The organism is Zhouia spongiae (assembly GCF_022760175.1).
In the GTDB taxonomy this organism is placed as follows: Bacteria; Bacteroidota; Bacteroidia; order Flavobacteriales; family Flavobacteriaceae; genus Zhouia; species Zhouia spongiae.
Window position 1 is genome coordinate 2,478,559 of sequence record NZ_CP094326.1, and the last position, 18,025, is coordinate 2,496,583.

The 18,025-nt window shown below is 36.8% G+C and carries 22 protein-coding genes; 13 read left to right on the forward strand and 9 right to left on the reverse strand.

Translation table 11 applies throughout. The features are described from left to right. Window positions 1–95 precede the first annotated feature (95 nt). The 8 genes from MQE36_RS10815 to MQE36_RS10850 all read left to right on the forward strand — a co-directional run bounded on the left by MQE36_RS10815 (window position 96) and on the right by MQE36_RS10850 (window position 5,920). Window positions 96–602 carry a DinB family protein gene (locus MQE36_RS10815; RefSeq protein WP_242935987.1) on the forward strand — a complete coding sequence of 169 codons (507 nt, stop codon included), beginning with the start codon at window positions 96–98 and terminating at the stop codon, window positions 600–602. After that, complete coding sequence (locus tag MQE36_RS10820; protein ID WP_242935988.1) at window positions 590–1,276, forward strand: NRDE family protein; 687 nt, start codon at window positions 590–592, stop codon at window positions 1,274–1,276. The genes MQE36_RS10815 and MQE36_RS10820 overlap by 13 nt, the downstream gene beginning before the upstream one ends. Continuing rightward, entirely contained in the window at window positions 1,251–1,643 is a 393-nt protein-coding gene (locus MQE36_RS10825; RefSeq protein WP_242935989.1) for a DoxX family protein, read from the forward strand. Before MQE36_RS10820 ends, MQE36_RS10825 begins: the two co-directional genes overlap by 26 nt. A 10-nt stretch (window positions 1,644–1,653) precedes the next feature. Further along, a complete protein-coding gene (locus tag MQE36_RS10830; RefSeq protein WP_242935990.1) occupies window positions 1,654–2,688 on the forward strand; it encodes an ATP-grasp domain-containing protein in 1,035 nt (344 codons plus the stop codon). A 79-nt stretch (window positions 2,689–2,767) separates the two neighbouring features. Continuing rightward, window positions 2,768–3,541 carry a nucleoside triphosphate pyrophosphohydrolase gene (mazG, locus tag MQE36_RS10835; protein ID WP_242935991.1) on the forward strand — a complete coding sequence of 258 codons (774 nt, stop codon included), beginning with the start codon at window positions 2,768–2,770 and terminating at the stop codon, window positions 3,539–3,541. 97 nt (window positions 3,542–3,638) lie between these two features. Further along, window positions 3,639–5,060, forward strand: coding sequence for an MATE family efflux transporter (locus tag MQE36_RS10840; protein WP_242935992.1), 1,422 nt, complete (start codon window positions 3,639–3,641; stop codon window positions 5,058–5,060). Between the two features lie 26 nt (window positions 5,061–5,086). After that, window positions 5,087–5,314 carry a hypothetical protein gene (locus MQE36_RS10845; RefSeq protein WP_242935993.1) on the forward strand — a complete coding sequence of 76 codons (228 nt, stop codon included), beginning with the start codon at window positions 5,087–5,089 and terminating at the stop codon, window positions 5,312–5,314. Between the two features lie 33 nt (window positions 5,315–5,347). Continuing rightward, on the forward strand, window positions 5,348–5,920 hold the full coding sequence (locus tag MQE36_RS10850) for a phosphatase PAP2 family protein (RefSeq protein ID WP_242935994.1): 573 nt from the start codon (window positions 5,348–5,350) through the stop codon (window positions 5,918–5,920). Here the strand turns inward: MQE36_RS10850 and MQE36_RS10855 are convergent. From MQE36_RS10855 to MQE36_RS10880, 6 genes are read right to left on the reverse strand one after another with little or no spacing between them, the layout of a single operon-like run. Then, complete coding sequence (locus tag MQE36_RS10855) at window positions 5,907–6,575, reverse strand: hypothetical protein (RefSeq protein ID WP_242935995.1); 669 nt, start codon at window positions 6,573–6,575, stop codon at window positions 5,907–5,909. The two genes, MQE36_RS10850 and MQE36_RS10855, sit on opposite strands and share 14 nt — an antisense overlap. Window positions 6,576–6,628: 53 nt before the next feature. Continuing rightward, window positions 6,629–8,284 (reverse strand): ArnT family glycosyltransferase, encoded by a 1,656-nt coding sequence (locus tag MQE36_RS10860; protein ID WP_242935996.1) that lies wholly within the window; start codon window positions 8,282–8,284, stop codon window positions 6,629–6,631. Then, the gene (locus MQE36_RS10865) at window positions 8,262–8,900 is read right to left on the reverse strand and encodes a lipid-A-disaccharide synthase N-terminal domain-containing protein (RefSeq protein WP_242935997.1); all 639 of its coding nucleotides are present in this window, start codon (window positions 8,898–8,900) and stop codon (window positions 8,262–8,264) included. The genes MQE36_RS10860 and MQE36_RS10865 overlap by 23 nt, the downstream gene beginning before the upstream one ends. Continuing rightward, the gene (locus MQE36_RS10870; RefSeq protein WP_242935998.1) at window positions 8,900–9,613 is read right to left on the reverse strand and encodes a glycosyltransferase family 2 protein; all 714 of its coding nucleotides are present in this window, start codon (window positions 9,611–9,613) and stop codon (window positions 8,900–8,902) included. Before MQE36_RS10870 ends, MQE36_RS10865 begins: the two co-directional genes overlap by 1 nt. A gap of 54 nt (window positions 9,614–9,667) precedes the next feature. Further along, window positions 9,668–10,753, reverse strand: coding sequence for a methylmalonyl Co-A mutase-associated GTPase MeaB (gene meaB / locus MQE36_RS10875; RefSeq protein ID WP_242935999.1), 1,086 nt, complete (start codon window positions 10,751–10,753; stop codon window positions 9,668–9,670). Further along, window positions 10,750–11,703, reverse strand: a complete 954-nt coding sequence (locus MQE36_RS10880; protein ID WP_242936000.1) for an aldose epimerase family protein — start codon at window positions 11,701–11,703, stop codon at window positions 10,750–10,752. Before MQE36_RS10880 ends, meaB begins: the two co-directional genes overlap by 4 nt. A 117-nt stretch (window positions 11,704–11,820) precedes the next feature. Here MQE36_RS10880 and MQE36_RS10885 point away from each other — a divergent pair, with 117 nt between their 5' ends. From MQE36_RS10885 to MQE36_RS10895, 3 genes are read left to right on the forward strand one after another with little or no spacing between them, the layout of a single operon-like run. Next, the gene (locus MQE36_RS10885) at window positions 11,821–12,363 is read left to right on the forward strand and encodes an RNA polymerase sigma factor (RefSeq protein WP_242936001.1); all 543 of its coding nucleotides are present in this window, start codon (window positions 11,821–11,823) and stop codon (window positions 12,361–12,363) included. Continuing rightward, complete coding sequence (locus MQE36_RS10890) at window positions 12,347–12,934, forward strand: hypothetical protein (RefSeq protein WP_242936002.1); 588 nt, start codon at window positions 12,347–12,349, stop codon at window positions 12,932–12,934. The genes MQE36_RS10885 and MQE36_RS10890 overlap by 17 nt, the downstream gene beginning before the upstream one ends. Further along, entirely contained in the window at window positions 12,906–14,357 is a 1,452-nt protein-coding gene (locus tag MQE36_RS10895) for a hypothetical protein (RefSeq protein WP_242936003.1), read from the forward strand. Before MQE36_RS10890 ends, MQE36_RS10895 begins: the two co-directional genes overlap by 29 nt. Here the strand turns inward: MQE36_RS10895 and msrA are convergent, their stop codons facing one another. Together msrA and MQE36_RS10905 are read right to left on the reverse strand one after the other, a co-directional pair. After that, the gene (gene msrA / locus MQE36_RS10900) at window positions 14,358–15,029 is read right to left on the reverse strand and encodes a peptide-methionine (S)-S-oxide reductase MsrA (RefSeq protein WP_242936004.1); all 672 of its coding nucleotides are present in this window, start codon (window positions 15,027–15,029) and stop codon (window positions 14,358–14,360) included. A 236-nt stretch (window positions 15,030–15,265) separates the two neighbouring features. Further along, the gene (locus MQE36_RS10905) at window positions 15,266–15,604 is read right to left on the reverse strand and encodes a DUF6249 domain-containing protein (RefSeq protein ID WP_242936005.1); all 339 of its coding nucleotides are present in this window, start codon (window positions 15,602–15,604) and stop codon (window positions 15,266–15,268) included. A gap of 159 nt (window positions 15,605–15,763) precedes the next feature. On the opposite strand from MQE36_RS10905, the gene MQE36_RS10910 reads away from it, so the two are divergent. Together MQE36_RS10910 and MQE36_RS10915 are read left to right on the forward strand one after the other, a co-directional pair. Beyond that, entirely contained in the window at window positions 15,764–16,339 is a 576-nt protein-coding gene (locus MQE36_RS10910; RefSeq protein WP_242936006.1) for an RNA polymerase sigma factor, read from the forward strand. Beyond that, window positions 16,336–16,731: a hypothetical protein gene (locus MQE36_RS10915; RefSeq protein ID WP_242936007.1), complete on the forward strand. Its 396-nt coding sequence runs from the start codon at window positions 16,336–16,338 to the stop codon at window positions 16,729–16,731. The genes MQE36_RS10910 and MQE36_RS10915 overlap by 4 nt, the downstream gene beginning before the upstream one ends. On the opposite strand, the gene MQE36_RS10920 is transcribed toward MQE36_RS10915, so the two are convergent. Continuing rightward, window positions 16,724–17,989 (reverse strand): sterol desaturase family protein, encoded by a 1,266-nt coding sequence (locus MQE36_RS10920; protein WP_242936008.1) that lies wholly within the window; start codon window positions 17,987–17,989, stop codon window positions 16,724–16,726. The two genes, MQE36_RS10915 and MQE36_RS10920, sit on opposite strands and share 8 nt — an antisense overlap. Window positions 17,990–18,025: the final 36 nt, after the last annotated feature.

The following is an 18,025-nucleotide window of genomic DNA, read 5'->3' on the forward strand; positions in this document are numbered from 1 at the left end:
AAAACCCTCACATTGTTGAGGGTTTTTCTTTTTTGCTAATTTTATAAGCGTAAGGAATTAAAAAAACAACGTCTATTTAGATGTAATAACTTGTTATGATAATAGAAACCACCTGCCATAACCTGACCAAATTAAAAGAAAGAATAGCTGCTTTGTCAGAAGAAGAATATGCAAGACCTCTAGAAGTTTTAAACCAGTCCACCATAGGAATGCATGTCAGGCATGTTTTAGAGTTTTACGAATGTTTGTTGGAAAGTAAGAGTTCAAAAGTTGTCAATTACGATTTGAGAAAAAGAGATATTACACTTGAAATGCAATTAGATGCCTGTCTCAAAACGATAGAAAAGATTGTAGACGTTATTTCTGAAGAAAAAGACGATTTTTCTATTGTCCTTGAAGCTGATTATTGTGAAACAGAAGTAGCAGCTCCTATCTCATTACCGACGACCTATTTTCGCGAATTGCTATATAATATTGAGCATGGAGTTCATCATATGGCTATCATTAAAATCGGGATGAGGGCGTTAGGAAAGCCTGAAACAGATGAAAATTTTGGCGTGGCAGCCTCCACTATCAGAAATAAAAAAATATGTGCACAGTAAGCTATATACCGAAAGGTTCCGGTTACATTTTAACCTCTAACAGGGACGAAAGCCCACTTCGTGTAACATACTCCCCCGAAGAGAAGGAATTGAAAAACGGAACTAAAATAATAGCACCGATAGATTCGGAAAAAGGAGGAACGTGGATTGCAACAGACGGTGCGAATAAAACAGCTTGTATTATGAATGGTGGTTTTATAAAGCATAAACGGCAATTGCCTTATCGTAAAAGCCGGGGACATATCATTTATGAAGCCTTTTCTTCTGAGACTTTTGGAACTTTTGCCGATAATACAGACCTCTGTAACATAGAACCTTTTACATTGGTGCTTGTCGATGAAAATAAATTGTCAGTGCTGATCTGGGACGGAAAAGAAAAACATATTCAATCTTTAGACAGCTCAAAAAAACATTTGTGGTCTTCAAGTACATTGTATACAAGAGAAGATCATGCAAAAAAGATGAACTATTTTCAAGAGTTTTTACGACTGAATGAATCTGATCCCGAGAATTTACTGAAACTGCACGGGTTATATAATGACAATTTGTTTGTGCTGGACCAGCCCCATGTTAAGACTGTAAGTACCACTCAGGTTGTAGTCAGTAATGGAGAAAGCGATTTATGCTACCGTGAAAAAGTGTACGATCATGAAAAAAAAGAATTATTATATTGAGCGGATTGCGGCTTTTGTAGCAGCGATTATACTGTTGCAGACCTTGTATTACAAATTTACCGGGCATCCGGACAGCATTAAATTATTCACAGAACTCGGAGTAGAACCTTATGGCAGGATAGGACTTGGAGTTGTAGAATTAATGGCCGCGTTATTGTTAATTGTTCCGAAAACTGCTCATATAGGAGCATTATTGTCAATTGGGATTATGCTTGGTGCCATTGCATCTCATGTGTTTGTTATAGGGATAAATTACAATAATGACGGAGGTGTTCTGTTCAGTCTGGCGTTGGTAACATTGCTGTGTTCTGCCATTGTTTTAAGCAAGAATAAGAACAGGGTATTTTCTTTTCTGAAAAGACCTTAACTTAGTGGTTATGTTTAAGACGAGTACATTCTTAATAAAGATCAGTAATTCGGAATATTGGCCTATGTGGGTTCTTTACGTTCCTGTTTTTATCCAGCATTTCTGGTTGTCGCTGAAGGCTAAAAGCCTTTTTTTCTTTTTAAAGACCAATCCGGGCATAGACGGATTTATCTTAAGTGATTCGAAATTTAAAACCCTGCAATTGGTGCCTGATGATTATTTGCCTAAAACTATTTCCGTGCCAAAAGATTCAGTATATGATGACATAAGCAGGAAACTAAAAAATAAAGAAATAAGCTATCCGATAGTACTTAAGCCTGATATAGGCTACAGAGGTCTTTTGGTGTCCAAAATAGATGATGAAGCAGAATTAAGATTAAGGTTGGAAAAACTTCCTATCGATTATATTATTCAGGAGTATGTTGATTATCCCGTCGAGATAGGGGTGTTTTATTACCGGTTTCCAAATAGTAAAAAAGGAGTAATCCCATCTGTGACCCTGAAAGATTTTTTGAGTCTTACGGGTGACGGAAAAAAAACATTTCAGCAACTTGTTTATAACAATCCAAGGGCTTACTTACAAAAAGAGAAGTTAAGCAGGACCTTTGAAAATGAGTGGGATAAAGTAGTGCCTCAGGGAAAAGTATTACTGCTGGAAGCTATCGGAAACCATAACAGGGGAACAAAGTTTTTAAACGGAAATCATTTAATAGACAGCCAATTGGTAAAGGTTTTTGATGACCTGTGTGCTGCAATGCCTGAATTCTATTATGGCAGATTTGATATTAGAACGAGATCGGTAGAAGATCTACGACAGGGAAAGAGATTTAAAATCCTTGAAGTGAACGGGGTTGGGGCCGAACCTACACATATTTACGATCCAGGTTATAAATTAACCGACGGATGGAAAGATATGCTCCATATCTGGAAAGTGACTTATAAGATTGCTATGCAAAACAAAGAAAAAGGAGAGGTGTTTCCTAAGTATGCCGAAGCAAAACGTCGTTGGAACCTTTATCGCGATTATAAGAGAGTGGCTTTTTAAAGCTGTAAAACTGATTTTTTTTAAAAACTTCCCAGAACAAAATATCGAATTGTACTTTTGTTCGAATAAAATTGCTACAATGTATTCAAGAGAAAAACAATTGAAAGCTTTTGACAGGCTACTAACGATAATGGATGAGCTTCGGGAGCAATGTCCGTGGGATAGAAAGCAGACCATGCAGTCCCTACGGCATTTAACCATCGAAGAAACATATGAACTGGGGGACGCTATTTTAGATAACGATCTGGATGAAGTAAAAAAAGAACTTGGGGACTTATTGCTCCATATTGTTTTCTACGCTAAAATAGGTAGTGAAAAAAGTAGTTTCGATATTGCTGATGTGGCAGATTCCATATGTGACAAGCTGGTAGACAGACATCCGCATATTTATGGAGATGTTGAGGTGAAAGATGAAGAGGAGGTAAAGAGAAATTGGGAAAGCCTAAAGCTTAAGGAAGGGAAAAAAAGTGTCCTGGAAGGGGTCCCTAAAAGCCTTCCTGCCTTGGTAAAAGCCAACCGGATTCAGGATAAGGTTGCCGGTGTTGGCTTTGATTGGGAAAAGCCGGAACAGGTGTGGGAAAAATTAAAAGAAGAATTATCCGAGTTTGAAGAAGAGGTGAAGGTTGGCGACAAAGATAAGATAGAAGCCGAATTTGGAGATGTTATGTTTAGCATGATCAATTATGCCAGGTTCCTTGATGTAAACCCGGAAAATGCCTTGGAACGAACCAATAAAAAGTTTATAAAACGGTTCCGGTATCTGGAGCAGAAATCGGCGGAAATAAATAAACAGTTAAAGGATATGACCTTGGCCGAAATGGATGTATTTTGGGAAGAAGCCAAGAAATTATAATCTGCCCTGAATTACTATATTAAGGATATTTTACCATTTTAGATAAGTCACAACGGAGTGCTTTTTCTATCTTTGCGCACTTAATTGCAAGTGTCTCATGCTAAAAGATTACACCAAAGAATTTGCATATAATTTAAAACTCGCCTCTCCGGTGATGTTAGGAATGCTAGGGCATACCTTTGTTGCCTTTGCAGATAATATTATGGTAGGTCAATTGGGAACAGCCGAGTTGGCAGCCGTTTCACTAGGAAACAGTTTCATTTTTGTGGCAATGTCTTTGGGGATTGGTTTCTCCACCGCGATTACTCCTTTAATTGCGGAGGCCGATGCAGCCGGAAATATACAGCAAGGAAAGTCTTCTTTTAAACACGGGTTAGTGTTGTGTACTACGTTGGGAGTGCTATTATTTCTGTTATTGCTGCCGGCAAAACCGTTGATGTATTTAATGGATCAGCCGGCAGAAGTGGTAGAACTTGCCATGCCTTATCTTGATTTAGTAGCTTTTTCGTTGGTGCCTCTTGTAATTTTTCAGGCGTTAAAGCAATTTTCAGATGGTTTGTCACAGACAAAATATCCCATGTATGCTACTTTGGTCGCTAATATTGTGAATATATCCCTTAACTACCTGTTGATTTTTGGTCATTTTGGTTTTCCGGAGTTAGGGATTATAGGAGCTGCGATCGGAACCCTCGTCTCAAGAGCGATAATGGTGTTGTATCTCTGGTGGTTGCTGAAAAGGAACCAAAAAAGCAGCCCTTATATCTCGAACCTCAATTTTAGGATATTACATAAAGGTACTATTAAAAAGATACTTAACCTGGGATTACCTTCATCTATGCAGATGTTATTTGAGGTAGCTGTTTTTACAGCGGCAGTCTGGGTAAGCGGTGTATTGGGGAAAAATCCTCAGGCAGCAAATCAAATAGCCCTTAACTTATCGAGTATGACCTACATGGTTGCAACGGGCTTAAGTGTTGCCTCGATGATCCGGGTAGGAAATCAAAAAGGATTAAAAAGGTTCAGGGACCTGAGAAGGATAGCCTATTCGATCTTTTTACTGACCTTAATAGTGGATATTATTTTTGCATCTGGATTTATGTTGCTGCGAGACTGGTTGCCTACCATATACCTCGATGAAAAAGACCTGGTGAATCAAGCAGATAATTTTGAAGTGATCTCAACAGCTTCAAGCTTGTTGTTGATAGCAGCTTTTTTTCAGATATCAGACGGAATTCAAATTGCTGTCTTAGGTGCGTTGAGAGGGTTGCAGGACGTGAAGATACCGACTGCAATTACATTTGTGGCTTACTGGATAATCGGGTTCCCTATTTCTTATTACCTCGGACTTAAAACTGATCTGGGAGGAATGGGAATCTGGATCGGATTATTGGCGGGACTCACCACGGCAGCCATATTTTTGTATATTAGATTTAATTATCTCACTAAAAAGCTGATTGTGGAAAATGAGATAAGTACCAATCAAATAAACCCGGTTTCAGCACCATCGATTGATAGATGATTTTAAATTTTTTAAATTGATATTTTATGGAATTACCAAGGTTTTTACTGGGAGACAATACTGATCATCCTGACGATATATTTATTATCCATACGGAGTACCCCAGATTTATAATTAATCTTGTGAATGATGAGGTGGAATGGCTTGAAGAGTTCAGTAGAGAAGATGAAAGTGATTTACAGTCAGAAATGGGAAGTTTGATAGAGGCGGCCTCTGAGTTCTATGACCGCGAAGTAAGTCGATACGAAGAATAATTCACAGATCAACGAACCAACCAGCCGGACACTATGCTTGATAAACTTATTCATTTAGACCAGCAGTTATTCTTATATCTTAATAATTTAGGCTCCCCGCAATGGGATGGTTTCTGGATGTTTATAACTGATAAATGGTCTTCCATACCACTTTATATAGCTTTGCTGGGATTATGTGTTTGGCGTTTTGGCTGGAAAAAGACCTTTTTGGTTCTGGGGTCAGTTGCTTTGATGATTGCTGCAACGGATCAGTTAGCAAACTTATTTAAATATGGTTTTGAACGGCTAAGACCCTGCCATGATGCTGTTGTATATGATTATATGCGATTAGTGAAAACATCATGTGGAGGAAAGTTTGGCTATTTTTCTGCCCACGCGGCAAATTCTTTTGCGGTAGCGACCTTTTTCAGTATATTATTTCGTAATTCTTTAAAATGGATTCCGGTTTTACTACTGGTATGGGCATTGGTTGTTGCCTATAGCAGGATTTATATAGGTGTGCATTACCCGCTTGATGTCATCACGGGCATTAGTATAGGGTTGCTAACGGGATGGTTTTTTCAAGTTGTTTTTCAAAAAGTAAGCAATAAACTTAACTTTTCTTAAATAGAATATTATTTAGCGGGTTCAGGAAGATAAGCAAAAAGATAACTCCAAAAGCTAATTCATAAACTTCCCACTTTCTACTGGCAGGTATTACATTAACCAGAATTGTACAAGTAATAAATGCGATAGTATGATGCCATTTAACAACAGGGACAGCAAACTTTTTAGTTAGTTTAACTACCCATTCTTTTTTTCTGTATAGAAGCGGAACGATTAACAGATAGGTAACCATGGCTATCATTAAAAGTTGACTAAAAACAATTTTATTGACTTTTTTTCCGCCAACTACAAGGTTGTGTAAATTAGTTTCTTTCTGAGCGTTATTTTGGAGAAAGAAATCACTCGATTCAATTCCGAAAATTCTTTGACCCCATGAAACTTCCTCACCGGCTCCGAAGAAGAATAACAATGCAAAAATAGCAACACCGACTTTCCATAAATGAGGTTTAGAGCCTCCAAGGGTAATTAATCTGTAGATGCATAATATGCTAATTGATAATAACATGATCGCTGTACCATATTCAACGGTACCGTCTTCTGCTGCAAAAACATTATTAAAATAGTCTGGGTCGGTAAATCCAAAATACAACGAAAGTATAAAGACAAAAATTAAAAATATATAGCCGATTTTATCTGTTCTTGTTAATTGATCCATTTTGGTAAAAAAATTAATTTAGCGTCAAATCTAGTAATAATTTTAGTCATTAACTATTCTCTTTCTTTCTTAGATGAAAGAATATAGTACTTGGCAACCAACCTTTTTTTATGACTTTTTTTATCAGGTGACGCAGTATAGTTAACATCGTATTTAGTAATGTGTTTTATATGAAAAGAGGAAGAATAGAAGTTTTTAAAAGCCTCTTCCTGACCGAGGGTCACCAATACCCCAAAATCTTTATCTGATGGGGTTTTGATATGTCCATGAATGTCCAGTCGGGGAACTTCTTTTCCGAATAACCAAACCATTTCCGGTGCAAGCTCTCCGAATGAATAAATATTAAAGTTCTGATAGTCAGATGAAGCAGCAAGTGTATCGACATTCTTAAAAGCAGTATTACTGTTAAAAGTCTTAGACAGCGGAAAACCAAAAGTCATTACGGTCATTATAAACCCGACGGTTAATAAAAACACATTAGATAGGTTTTTACGTTTTAACCCTTTAAGCATGTATATGCCGATAATTAGCAGGATGATGGCAGTAACTATAAAGTAAGCCCAAAGAGTACCGGTAATTTTATCTTTTAGAAAGAAATAGCCTCCAACAGGAAAAATGATTGCGATAGTGGCTATCAGACCAAAGTTAAAATATACAGGGATAGTTTCTTTTTTGTCTTTCAGCTCTTTAAAATGGCTGATAAGGTATTCTATATAAAAAGCAGTGTTCATCGCCATTGGTATAAGTACCGGCAATAAATATCTCGACTTTTTCTCGGGGATTACAGAAAGAAGGATAACAGCACTGATAGTCCACCAGAAACTAAACTTGTATGCTCTTTTATCACTCACTTTGTTTTTTAAATAAGGGTACAGCAATGCTATAAAAGCAGGAACTGTCCAGATACCGCTTTGGGTAAAGAAACTCCAATAATAGTAAAAAGGCCTTACGTTATAACTGCTCCAGTTTGCAGTTTCTTCTGTGGTTATAGCAAGAAAAGCTTCGGGGTCGGCCAAACGGACGTATATAAACCATGAGACGCCCAGTCCTAATCCAAGGAACAGAAAAATAAAAAACGGTACTGCTTTCTTTTTAAAACCTTCAAATTTGTATGTAATACCATAGGCAATGATAAAAGGCAACCATAATGCATAAAGAGAAACCGGACCCTTGCTTAAAAAGGAAGCACCGAAAAAGAGAGCGGCAAGAAGCGTATTTGTCCATAGTTTCTCTTTGTTTTGAAAAATCTGGAATAGGTGATAAACAGCGGCAACCATAAAACCGTGGGTATAAATATCCCATTGTCCGTTTCTGCCCGAAAAAATAATATAAAAGGAAGTGGCCAGCATTAAACTAGCAATAAAACTTAACTTTTTATTTTGATGTATTTTGATGCCTAACCTGTAAAACATCCAGATTAAGAATGACGCTATTAAGGCCGCAGACAATCTTAATCCGAACAGGCTTTTCATGCCGAAAATGCTACCGGTGATTGCTGTCATCCAGGTCGGTAACGGAGGTTTCTCATAACGGGGCAGACCATTCATGGTTGTTAAAAACCATTCATTGTTTTGTATGATTTCACGGGCAGTGATAAAATTTCTGGCTTCCATGATATTAATGTACAACGTTCCCAGATGAGAGAAGAAGATAGATGCACATACTAATAAAATAAGAATCGGATAGTTATTTTTCAGCGCGTTGAGCATGTTCTTTTTTTAAGATGAATAAGTTTCGAGTATAAATAAAAGTTCCTGCCAGGTGGCCAACTAACAATACGGGGTCTTTCCTTAAAATTGCGTAGGTGAGGATTAGCAGCCCCCCCGTCAAACTTAATATCCAAAAGCCTTTAGGGAGGGTAGATTTTTTTCGTCTTTCGCTATAGATCCATTGATAGATAAATCGGAACATAAAAACAACCTGGGCAATACTTCCTAGTAATAATAGCCATAAAGGAATATTGTCATTTTTAAAAAAATCGTTTAAATCGTATGCGTTGTTATTATATCCGTAAAGAACAACCAGCAAAGGGAAAAACCATAGAAAAATACGGAATGGTTTTGGAAATCGTATCCATTCTCCCTGCAATTGCATATTTCTGATATAAATGAAATAAGTAAGAACTTGTCCCAGAATGATAGCAAAATCATCACGAAGCCAACCATAAACAAAAAGTAAGAATGAGGCCAACAGACTTAATTGCCAGAATAATTTTGGGGTTAGGATTTTTTGGTGTTTTTCAGAAAGAATCCATTGCAGAATCATTCTGCCGGAAAAAAGCATTTGCGCAACGAAACCTATGGAGTATATTACCCAATCTTCCATTACCCTTGTTTAGCAACGCGATAGTTTATATACTTTTTCTTCATCCACAAATAGGCAAAACAATCCATCAATGGTCCTAACAAGCGGTTCCATAGGCCGAATTTAGCAGTTCCGGCTATTCTCGGAAAGTGCCTTACCGGAACTTGTTTCACTTTGCCATTTTGCAAAAGTATCATTGCCGGTAAAAACCTATGGAGTCCTTTAAACATAGGAATGCGTTTAGCAAAATCAGTTTTAATCACTTTTAACGGACAACCTGTATCGTCCATGCCGTCTGAAGTGAATGCTCGTCGGATACTGTTGGCTATGGTTGAAGACATGTTTTTTACGAAAGAATCTTTTCTGTCTGCTCTGACGCCTGTAACGAGATCGAATTCACCAATTTCTGCCAGTAATAAATCGAAATCCTCGGGAGTTGTTTGTAGATCGGAATCAATATACCCTACCAATGCAGTATCAGTATAGTCAAATCCAGCTTTAATAGCTGCACTCAGCCCCCTGTTTTCTTCAAATAAGATATATGAAAAATCAGTATTGCGCTTGCAAATTGATTCGATTAATTGTTGACTTTTATCTTTGGAGCCGTCATTAACAAAAAGAATTTTAGTCTTTTTTGCTGACTTTGCCATGTATTCGGAAAGTTCTTTTTCTACTCGTTCCAGATTGTCTTCTTCATTGTACACCGGAACAATAATAGTAAATTCGTAACTCATCAATTTGGTGCATTAATATGCAAATGTATCATTTTTCAAGCAGGTACCGGCAAGTTAAGTCCGATTATATAATTTGAATAAATAATCGGCAGCTGCAAAAGGTGAGATTTTGTTTTGTTCAATGAGCTCCAGTTGTTGCGTCAGGGATGTTTTAATTTCTTGATGGTTGTAAAAATTTGATTTAAGGCGTTCGTTAATGGTTTGCACTAACCATTGTTTGTTCTGTTGAATGCGTTTATGTTCAAAAAAGCGGTTCTTTATTGTCAGATCAAGGTATTGGAGGACCAATTCCCAGGTTGCTGCGATTCCTGTTTTTTCATAAGCAGAAGCAGTAATGACTTTAGGTGTCCAATCGTTTTCTTTAGGAGGATAGAGATGTAAAGCCCTTGTAAAGTCAACTTTGGCCTGTTTAGCCCTGTTTATATTATCGCCATCAGCTTTGTTGATGATAATGGCATCAGCCATTTCCATAATACCACGTTTTATACCTTGTAGTTCATCTCCGGCACCGGCAAGTTTTAAAAGAAGAAAGAAATCTACCATACTGTGAACAGCTGTTTCACTTTGGCCAACACCTACTGTTTCAATAATTATGGTATCAAAACCACAGGCTTCGCAGAGCGTAATGGTTTCCCTTGTTTTTCGCGCAACCCCTCCAAGTGAATCACCGGATGGGGACGGACGGATAAAGGCGTTATCGTTTTTTACCAGACTTTCCATTCTGGTTTTATCCCCGAGAATACTCCCTTTAGAAATGGAGCTACTCGGGTCAACGGCCAGAACGGCTACTTTTTTACCAATGGAAGTGAGGTAAGAACCAAAACTCTCGATAAATGTACTTTTACCAACTCCCGGAACCCCGGTGATGCCTATTCTGATCGAATTGTTGGCAGAAGGTAAACACGCTTCGATAATTTTATTGGCTTTATGCGTATGTTCTGGATTTATACTTTCTATTAAAGTGATGGCACGACTTAAAGCTACTTTGTCCCCTTTTAAAATGGCATCCGAAAGTTCTTCAGAGGAAGGCTGTTTTTTTCTTTTGTTTTTTAATTTAGATATAGAGTCCCTACTGGTGCTTTTTGGTTGAGAAACACCATCCTTTTCTGATAATGCCGATTTTTTTTTAGGTTTTGTCATGATCTGATATCAAACTCAAAGATACTACGATTCATGTATTTTTCATCTTTTTTTAAGAGTGTAGAAGGAAAATCAACTTGATTTGGGGCATCCGGATAACCTTGGGCCTCGAAGCAAATGGAAGAGAAATCGGCGATTTCCTGATTATAATTTCCTTTTGGCAGGTTTAAAGGGGTATAAATAACTATAGCCGGTTGGTTTGTTTTTACTTTCATTTCGATCCCGGAAGATTCCGAATATAAGGAGGCAACACATTGATCCGTTTCAACAGGGAAGCAATTATCGACCCCGTTAAAATGTTTAATATCAGATAGTTTTGATTCTTTTGTGAAGTTATATGGTGTATCCGCAACATTTAAAACTTTACCAGAAGGCAGTTTATCGGAATTGAATTCAAGAAAATGAGCAGTGTTAACCTTTAAACTGTGATCGATTACCGAGCCTTTGCCATCAAGGTTGTAGTAATTATGATTGGTAAGATTAACATGGGTAGACCGATCTGTTTCTGCTTCATAAACAATAGAGAATAAATTTTCTTCCAGTTTATATGTAACAGTAACTTTTAGATTGCCGGGGTATCCCTCTTCACCATCCTTGCTTAAATAGGAATATTTAATGTATGGAACTTCTCCATCATGAATATCTTCGATTTCCCATATTTTAGATGAAAAACCTGTTTGCCCTCCATGTAAGTGAACGCCATGTTCGTTATGTAGTGGGTAAAAAGATTCATCAATATAAAATCCTTCTTTAATACGGCCGGCATATCTACCAATGCTATTGCCTATATAAGCAGGATTATTCATATAGTCATCAGGGTTCTTAAATCCGATGACTACATTGGTTTCCTGATTGTTTCTGTCTTTAAAAAAAAGCTTTTGAACTGTAGCACCGTAGTTAATAGTTACTAATTTTAGATGCTTATTGGAGATGGTATGTTGTTGTATCAAGGTGAAAAAATTTAATCGAAATTAAAAAAATCTTATCTTTTTGCAACACTGGTAGGTTTTTATCGTCTTTAAGATGAATAACAATTGTAACCAGCAACCAAACCGAAACTAGCCGGCATGTTTCAGATTGACCTCGTTGAGAAGTGTAAAAAAAACGACAGAAAAGCGCAACTGCATTTGTACAGGCAGTATTGCGATGCCATGTTCTGTGTATCGATGCGGTATTTAAAGAATATCGATGATGCCCAGGATGTAACACAAGAAGCTTTTATAAGAGCTTTCCAGAAAATAGATCAATTCAAAGCTGAAGTTGCCTTCGGGGCATGGTTAAAAAAAATCGTAGTAAATAAGTGTATCGATTTTTTAAAAAGCAGACATGAGCATTATTTATCATTAGATGAAAATATTTTAAATGTGGTAGATGATGATAATTGGAAAATTGAAGATGATGTCAGTGTAGACGAGGTAAAGCTGGCAATAGAGCATCTTCCGGAAAAATATAAGTATGTAGTCATGTTGTATTTAATAGAAGGATATGATCATTCTGAAATATCGGAGATACTCGGCATTACTCAAACAGCCTCAAGGACGCAATTATTAAGAGGTAAAAATCAATTAAAAGAACTATTAATGAACAAAGGTTATGGCGCAAGATCTTAGAGAGTTGTTTAAAGGCGATAAGAGTTTTAACAAGCATGAAATGCCTTCTGATCACGAAGAACGCTTTTTGAAACTGCTTGATAAGAAACTGCCGCAGAAACGTAAGGGAAACTCATTTTTTATATTAAAGATAGCTGCTTCATTGCTGGTGCTTGTAAGCTTAGGAACTGTTTTTTATAATTCGTTTAAAAATCAGGGAAACACTACGGTAGTAAATGTTCTGGAAGCGATTAAAAATCAGAACAGCAAGATAACATTAGGCGATATATCTCCCGATCTTAAAAAAATAGAAAATTACTATTTGGCTAATATTAATGTGGAATTAGCTGAAATGGAGATTACCGATGATAACAAAAAGTTGTTTGATGGTTATGTGAACCGGTTAGAGGAGTTAAATTCGGAATATCAAAGACTGACAAATGAGCTTAACGAAGTAGGGCCAAACGAGCAAACAGTATCTGCGTTAATAGATAATTTACAATTACGGTTGCAATTGTTGTATAGGTTAAAAGATAAATTAGAAGAACTTAAACAAACTGAAAATGAAAAGTTTAATGACCAACAAGTGTAATTTTTTTCTAGCTGCTTTTTTAATTACAGCTTTCATTGCTCATGCTCAAAAGCAAAGCAAGAACTACAAAGAAACCTTTAGTGTAAGTCCGGAGGTGTCGATTAACATCAATACGAGTTATGCCGATGTAGAGTTTGATACCTGGAATAAGAATACAGTAGAGGTAACGGCAGAAATAGAAGTTGAGGGCGTATCGAGAGATGAGGCCGAAAAAATATTTAATAACTGGAACTTTGAGGCTATAGGGAATAGCGGGGAAGTTACCATCTCTACCAAACCTGCAATGCATTTCAGACCCGGTAATGTAATGGTTTTTGGTGATGACCATGAATTTGAATTTGTGGTGCCTGAACTGCCCGAGATCCCAGAGATTCCAGAGATTCCGGAAGTACAGTCTTTTCCTTTTAAAATGCCCCCAATGCCTCCAATGCCAATGAATTTTAATAATTTAAATTTTGACTATGAGGCATATAAAAAAGACGGAGATAAATACTTAAAAGAGTGGAAGGAAGAATTCAATAAGAATTTCGATGAAGATTTTAAAAAGAATTTGGAAGAATGGAAGAATGATATGGAGCGGTATAAGGCAGACAAAGAGAAAATGAAGTTGGAACTTCAGGAACATCGTAAAGAAATGGGCAAGGTAAAGGAAGAAGTAAGAAAACAGTTAGTGATACAGAGAAAAGAAATTGCCAAAGTCAGGTCTGAAGCTCATAAAGCTCGTAAAGAGGTTTTAGTAGAATGGAAAAGAAAAGAGGAAAAATCTGATGATGGGACCAACGTCTTTTTTATTAAATCCAAAGAGGGGGATGAAAACTTAAAAGTGAAGAAAACCATTAAGGTCAAAATGCCGAAAGGAGCCAAGCTTAAGATGAATGTCAGGCATGGAGAGGTTAAAATTGTAGATGCTACAAAAAATATAAATGCAACCTTGTCACATACAAGGTTGCATGCCCATCAGGTTGATGGTGAAGGTACTTTTATAAAGGCTTCATATTCACCGGTTATTGTCGATAACTGGAATTATGGTGAACTGAGCTTAAATTATGTTAAGGAAGTGGAACTGAAAAACGTAAAGAGTGTTAAACTTAATTCCAAATCATCCGATGTGGTTATTGGTACAATTTTAGGGAATGCTATTATTGACGGTAGCTTTGGAGATCTTTTAATAGCTGATGTAGCTCCGGAGTTTAAGAATATTTCGATCAATTTAGACAATACCGATGCTGTTCTTACTCTTCCCAAGGCAGCCTTTAATTTTTATTGTAATGCCGTCGATTCCAAAGTGACCTATCCTACAGATATGGTTTTAGATGTATCCAAGAACTATAATTCGAAAACGTTAAACGGCTATCGAAACAATAAAAATGGCAATAAAACAATAAATATTGTAGCGGTATACAGCGATGTAGAAGTGCAGTGATTAATGTTTGTTATTCGTTTCTTTTAACAGGAACGGACATTGTTTTTTAAATTTATTCAACCTGGGAACAGAAACGTTTTTAATATATGGATTGTTCGGATTTTTGGTTTCATAATCCTGATGATATGCTTCAGCCGGCCAAAACTTTTCAAACCTCAGGACTTCGGTAACAATCGGCTTTAAATACCTGCCGCTGATTTCTAATTTTTGAATGTATGATTCAATAGCCTTCTTTTCTTTGTCGTTCTGATAGAAAGCTATAGATCTGTATTGTTTCCCTATATCCGGGCCCTGACCATTAAGGATGGTAGGATCGTGTGATTCGAAAAATGCCTGTACTAATTGCTCGAATTTTACTTTCTCAGGATCGTAATATATTTCTACTGCTTCAGCATGTCCTGTATTGCCTTTACTGATTTCGTAATAGGTAGGTTTTTTGGTGTTACCTCCCGAATACCCGCTGATAACTTCAGAGACCCCGTCTATACTTTCAAAAATGGCTTCAACACACCAAAAGCATCCGCTTGCAAAATAGGCTTTTTGCATTCCTTTATGCTCTTGGATTTCGCTGCTTACCATTGTTGTTACCTTTCTTTCTTTTTTAGTAAACGAATTACAACTCAAAGAAAAAAAGATTATAAAAAATAAGGAACTTAGTTTTAAACCTTTCATAACAAACAGATTTGTTTAATAGGTCTTAAGATAGCTAAATTCCTTACAATCTTTACATGTGGTTGGTTATATAGACGAGATTTATCCCGTAATAAATCGGGAGCTTCGGCGCTTGTCCCGGTGAAACGTTTCTGAAAGAAGTTTACGGGGCTTTCCCTTGTGAAATATTCCTAACGCAATTTCATGGGGCTTGTGTCGAAATGTTATGTCCATGCGCGAGCTGGCTCCAAGATTGTTTACTCTAGTTTTTCTGCAATTTTGAATCCTGTTAATAGACCAAGACCGCCAAATATAAAAATACCACCAATAATTATGGGTTCATTACTGTATGGTACCAAGGGGCTGATTAGCATGCCAAGAACGACACCTATGCCAATCCCTGTAGATAAACATCCGATATTGATTACAATTATTTTCCAGATAGGAGTGATACGCTTTTTAGCACTGTAAAAAATAGACGCATCGGCACCTTTGTCGATTAAGGACATACGCTCCTTATTTCTTGCGGTAATGAATAAGTAATACATTCCGAATACAGTTGCGAAAAGAAGACCGAAAAAAATAACTACTTCCATAATGGTTTTAATTTTTAGGTTAATTGTTTTTTTTTGACAGGGAACGAACCCGTTTGTTGTTAAGACTGCCGTTATTTTGTTTTGGTTACAAAAAAGGTTAAAATATTTTTTTATCAAAAATTGTAACCACCCCAGTAGTTTGACAGTCATATATAACGAATGACGAACCAATCTGACCATACTTATATACAACAGGCATTAAAGGGGGATACAAATGCCTTTTCGTTTCTGGTAAGAAAGTACCAGGATATGGTATTTTCGATCGCCTTAAAAATGCTTCAGAACAGAGAGGAAGCTGAAGATGTAGCCCAGGAGGTGTTTGTTAAGTGTTATCATTCCTTAGGGAAGTATAAAGGAAAGGCTAAATTTGGTTCCTGGCTATATAGAATAACATATAATGCCTGCTTGGACAACATTAAGAGCTATAGCCGTAATTTTAATACTACCGAGCTTATTGAGCATGTTCATGAAGGAGAAGTAGGGATGCTGGAAAATGGGATAGATGTATTAGAACAAAAAGAACGGAATGCTACAATACAAAACGCGATTAAGCAATTATCGTCAGATGAGCAGGTTATAATACTTTTATATTACTTTGAAGAATTGCCGCTTAAAGATATCGCTGAAATAGTAGATGTTTCGTTGGATAATATAAAAATAAAGCTGTTCAGAAGCCGAAAAAAGCTTTTTAAGTTGCTTAAAAACGAGGTAGAATCTTTAAAAAGAACCGTATGAGTGCAGATGAAGAAAAGAAGTTAGATGACTTTACAAGAAAAGTAATTTATGAAGTGGGTTTGGATAAACCCTCTAATGAATTTATGGATCGTTTAATGATAAAAATACAGAAAGAACAGTCATATATTTACACTCCTTTGATAAAAAAACGGGGATGGGGTGTAATAGCCTCTTTTTTAACTGTTTCTATAGTTCTTTTGATAAAGTTTTCGCAGCGGGATTCTGTTTTAAAAGGGTATGGGATATCTGATAAAATAGAATTAGGGGAGATCAATCTTTTTGAAAAGTTTCACTTTTCTGATACAACCACTATAATATTAATGGTAGCATTAGCCTTTATTTTGATTCAGATTCCATTGATGAAAAGGATGTATTTTAATCAGTTTAAATAGTTGCATGGGTGTGTTGTTTTCTGTTAAAAGACGAAAAATACCATCCGCCTATAATGGTCACAGCAAAATATACAGTCACGTATAAGCTCCCACCTGCAATATGTTCATCAATACCGAACCAATCTTTTGTGTAAAGGATGAACATAATACCGGCCAAACCTCTTGTATATTCAATATACTTGGCATAATTTTTATGATCCATTAGTGATGTATATCCGAAAATACCGGTAAAAACAAAGCCCCCGTATAACAGCAAACCTTTTAACCCTATGTTCGTATAGTTGTAAAACATAAACATCATCAATGCTGTGCAGACCAATAGCTGGAAAGCAGCATAGCTAATGAAGCTGCGGTTAGATTTAGTTTCATATTTATGAAAGCTGTATACATTTTCTATGATGCTGTATGGATACTTTTCTTTTACATCTTCGGGTCTCCATCCTGTGGGCATAAACCATATTCTAAGCTTATCGACCCAGCTTTTCGCGTGCCAGGCATCTTTTATCAGTCGCCATAAATGCTGAAAATTAATAAGGATAGGATTCCAGGTTTGAGCCGGTTTAAGCACGCCGTAAACAGGAGGTATATCGTTTAGTTCTTCCTGAAAAGTACCAAACAATCTATCCCATATACTAAATATCTGCCCGAGGTTTTTATCAATATATTCCGGGTTGATAGCATGATGAACCCGGTGTTGAGATGGCGTAACAATGATGTATTCCAACCAACCTAATTTACCAATATATTTGGTATGATACCAGAATTGTAAAAATAAATGAATAGGAGCCAGGATGTTTATTACCTTAGCCGGTACTCCCATTACTGCAGCAGGAATCAATAATAGGGGGAAGTACCCCAGGATATTTGATATAGACTGCCTCAATGCACAGGCCAGGTTGAATTCTTCACTGCTATGGTGTATTACATGTTGATTCCAAAAGAAGTTAATTCGGTGACTTAATCTGTGATTCCAGTAGCCTGCAAAGTCCAAAGCCACAAAACCTATGGCGTAGGTTATCCAGGTTGTTTCGATTCTAAATAGGGAGAGGTGTTTTAAAAGAGTAGGGTAAGAGACAAAAATGAGAATAAGGGGCAACGAGTCTTTTACAATGTTAGTGAGCCCGGAACTTAGGCTTGATATGGTATCGAGAGGTTTGTGGGTATGTTTTTTTATGAGATATCCGTACAATATTTCGATCAGTACCAAAATCACAAAAACAGGGATGGCGAATAATAATGCTTTGGCGTAGGTTTCCATAATTAGTTTTAAGTGTGTTATAAAAATAAAAAAATC